Raw genomic sequence first — 3297 nt, 5'->3', positions numbered from 1 at the left:
CCACCGGTCGCCGAGGCGACGGCCGACATGACGGCGGCGACGATGACGGCGGTCTCGGGCGCGGCGGCGCCCTGCGCGGTGGGGTTGACGCGCAGGGCGAGCAGCAGCAGCGAGCCGTTGAGCGCGAACACCAGCAGGCCGAGGACGAGCGCGGGCACGAGCAGCAGCAGGCGGACGAGGACGGGCCACACGAGGGCGGACAGCACGCCGAACACGGCGGCTCCGGCACCGGCGGTGACGGCGATCTGCGTGGCGCTGTCGCCGTCGTTCGACGTGAGGCGGAAGTCGGGCAGGATCCCGGCGAGGACGAGCATCGTGAGCGTGGACGCCGCCCACACCGTGATGCTGCGCCCGATCTGACTGGCGATCCGCCGCCAGCGTCCACCGCTGTTCACGGCTCCAGCCTGTCACAGCCCACTGACAACGCCCGTCGCCGCCGGTCTCACCGCCCGTCGTACCCGGCCGTCGGCATCGACAGCCTGCGGTGGACGCGGGCCTTCATCTGCGCGTCGTACGCCGGCTCGGCGCCCCCCACGGTCTCCACCCGCACCCCGCGGCGCGCGCACTCGGCGGTGAACTCCTCGACGGACGACAGGGCGCTCTCCAGCACGCGCGCGCTGGGCGCGACGAACAGGTCGGCCCCGGGGCGGACGCCGTCCCACAGGACGCAGTGGTCGGCGCGCAGTCCGCTGACGACGAGTTCGCGGACGACCTTCCAGCCGCGCTCCTCGGCCCAGCGGGCGCAGATGGCGTGCTGGGTGCGGGAGTCCACGAGGAAGGGGTCGTCGTCGAGTTCCTGAAGCGGTGTCAGACTCGCGATCGCCGTGACGCGCACCGGTCCCATGGCGCCCCCTCACCTCCGGGTTTCGCCGCCGACCCTACTCCTGCCCGTACGCTTCGGGGGAGTCGCGCGAAGGAGGCAAAGGGGTGCCGGTGGAGATCACCTGGTGGGGCCACGCCACCTGCACGATCACGGATTCGAACGTGCGCCTGCTGACCGACCCCCTGTTCGCGTCCCGGCTCGCGCACCTGCGCCGGCGCCGGGGCGCGCTGCCGCCCGAGGAGGCGGCGGCGGCGGACGTGGCGCTCGTCTCCCACCTGCACTCCGATCATCTGCACATCCCGTCGCTGGCGCGTCTCGCGCCGGGCACGCGCCTGCTGGTGCCCCGGGGGGCGCCGCGCGCCGTCCCCGGTCTGCGGCGGCTGACCCATCTCCAGGTCAGCGAGGTCGTACCGGGTGACGAGACGGCTGTCGGGGACGTCCGGGTGCGGGCGGTCGTGGCGCGGCACGACGGGCGGCGGCTGCCGGTGGGCCCCCAGCGCGCGCCCGCGCTGGGGTACGTCGTGGAGGGCGAGGCGCGGACGTACTTCGCGGGGGACACCGGGCTGTTCGAGTCGATGGCGCGGGAGGTCGGTCCGGTCGATGTGGCGCTGCTGCCGGTGGGCGGCTGGGGGCCGTATCTCGGGGAGGGGCATCTGGACGCGGGGCGCGCGGCGCGGGCGCTCGCGCTGCTCGGTCCGCGCAGTGCGATTCCGGTGCACTACGGCACGTACTGGCCGATCGGGCTGGACGCCGTGCGCCCCCATGAGTTCCATGCGCCGGGTGACGAGTTCGTGCGCCTGGCCGCCGAGTACGCACCCCGCGTGGCCGTGCACAAGCTGCTGCACGGGCAGAGTGTGCGCCCGGAGGTCGGCCGGTGAGCTGGGAGTGGCTCGCGGCGAACGTGTCGACGGCGCCGGCGCCGGCCGAGTCGACGCAGCAGGCGATCGGGTATCCGACGCTGTTCCTGCTGGTGCTGCTCGGGGCGCTGGTGCCGGTGGTGCCGACGGGCGCGCTGGTGAGTTCGGCGGCCGTGGTGGCGTTCCATCAGACAGCGCCGTTCGCGCTGGCGCTGGTGTTCGTGACGGCGTCCCTGGCGGCGTTCTGCGGGGACGCGGCCCTGTACTGGCTGGGGCGGCGCGGGATGCGTTCGAAGAACGGGTCGCGGTGGCTGGCGGCGATCCGCGCGCGGGCGCCGCAGGAGCGGCTGACGCAGGCGCAGGTGCGGCTCGCCGAGCACAACGTCGCCGTCCTCGTGCTGTCCCGGCTGGTGCCCGCCGGGCGGCTGCCGGTGATGCTGGCGTGTCTCCTCGCGGACTGGCCGCTGCGCCGGTTCGTCCGGGGCAATCTGCCGGCCTGCCTCGCGTGGGCGGTGACTTACCAGCTGATCGGCATCCTGGGCGGCTCGCTGTTCCCGGAGCCCTGGGAGGGCGTCGTCGCGGCGGTCGCGCTGACCGTGGTGATCAGCGCGGCGCCGGTGCTGTGGCGGCGGCTGCGGGGGCCGTCCGAGGCCCGCTAGAGCCCCCTAGGCGAGGATCCTCGACCCTCCGATCGGCAGGTCCCACAGGTCCGCGCGGTCCAGTCCCGCCGCGTCCCAGGCGTCCCGCACGCGTGTGAGGGGCTCCAGGACGGGTTCCGCCGACAGGACGAACGTCCCCCAGTGCATGGGCGCCATCCTGCGCGCGCCGACGTCCCTCGCGGCGCGGACGGCCTCCTCGGGGTCGCAGTGGACGTCGCTGAGCCACCAGCGGGGGTCGTAGGCGCCGATGGGCAGGAGGGCGAGGTCGATGCCCGGGTAGCGCCGGCCGATGCGGGAGAACCAGTGGCCGTACCCGGTGTCCCCCGCGAAGTAGACGCGCCGTCCGTCGGGGGCGGTGAGAACCCAGCCGCCCCACAGGGAGCGGCAGGTGTCGGTGAGGGAGCGCTTGGACCAGTGGTGGGCGGGGACGAAGTCGAAGCGCGTGCCGGACAGTTCGGCGGCCTCCCACCAGTCCAGCTCGGTCACGCGCGTGAAGCGCCGCCGCCGGAACCAGGCGCCGAGGCCGGCCGGCACGAACACCGGGGTGTCGCGCGGGAGCCTGCGCAGGGTGGGCGCGTCGAGGTGGTCGTAGTGGTTGTGGCTGATGACGACGGCGTCGACCTCCGGGAGCGTCTCCCAGGGGACGCCGACGGGGGTGATCCGCGCGGGCGTGCCGAGGATGCGGCGCGACCACACGGGGTCGGTCAGGACGGTCAGCCCGCCGACGCTCACCACCCAGCTGGCGTGTCCGGCCCAGGTGACGGCGATCGTCCCGGCGTCCACGCGCGGCGGGGCGCCGGGGGTGACGGGCACCCGGGTGACGTCCGCGAGGCCTTCCCTGCCGGGCCGCACAGAGCCCTCGCGGGCGAAGCGGGCCAGGGCCTTGAGGCCGGGCAGCGGCGCGGTCAGCCGGTCGTGGAACGCCCTCGGCCACACCCTGCGCTCCCCCGGCGGCCGG

5 protein-coding genes are annotated in these 3297 nt (G+C 74.9%); 2 read left to right on the top strand and 3 right to left on the bottom strand.

What is annotated here, in order from left to right:
• Both ACVNF4_RS34145 and ACVNF4_RS34140 read right to left on the bottom strand, forming a co-directional pair.
• Positions 1-395: phage holin family protein (locus tag ACVNF4_RS34145; RefSeq protein ID WP_461806752.1), on the bottom strand; the 395-nt coding region annotated here is incomplete at its 3' end.
• 47 nt (positions 396-442) lie between these two features.
• Positions 443-844 (bottom strand): hypothetical protein, encoded by a 402-nt coding sequence (locus ACVNF4_RS34140; RefSeq protein ID WP_461806751.1) that lies wholly within the window; start codon positions 842-844, stop codon positions 443-445.
• A gap of 83 nt (positions 845-927) precedes the next feature.
• On the opposite strand from ACVNF4_RS34140, the gene ACVNF4_RS34135 reads away from it, so the two are divergent.
• Both ACVNF4_RS34135 and ACVNF4_RS34130 read left to right on the top strand, forming a co-directional pair.
• On the top strand, positions 928-1701 hold the full coding sequence (locus ACVNF4_RS34135) for an MBL fold metallo-hydrolase (protein WP_461806750.1): 774 nt from the start codon (positions 928-930) through the stop codon (positions 1699-1701).
• Entirely contained in the window at positions 1698-2339 is a 642-nt protein-coding gene (locus ACVNF4_RS34130; protein WP_461806749.1) for a DedA family protein, read from the top strand. Before ACVNF4_RS34135 ends, ACVNF4_RS34130 begins: the two co-directional genes overlap by 4 nt.
• A gap of 6 nt (positions 2340-2345) precedes the next feature.
• Here the strand turns inward: ACVNF4_RS34130 and ACVNF4_RS34125 are convergent.
• The coding region (locus ACVNF4_RS34125; protein ID WP_461806748.1) for an MBL fold metallo-hydrolase at positions 2346-3297 on the bottom strand (952 nt) is incomplete at its 5' end.

It is taken from the genome of Streptomyces sp. S6 (assembly GCF_054880855.1).
Note: the sequence above shows the minus strand (reverse complement) of the source record. Positions and strands in the feature narration are given on the sequence as shown.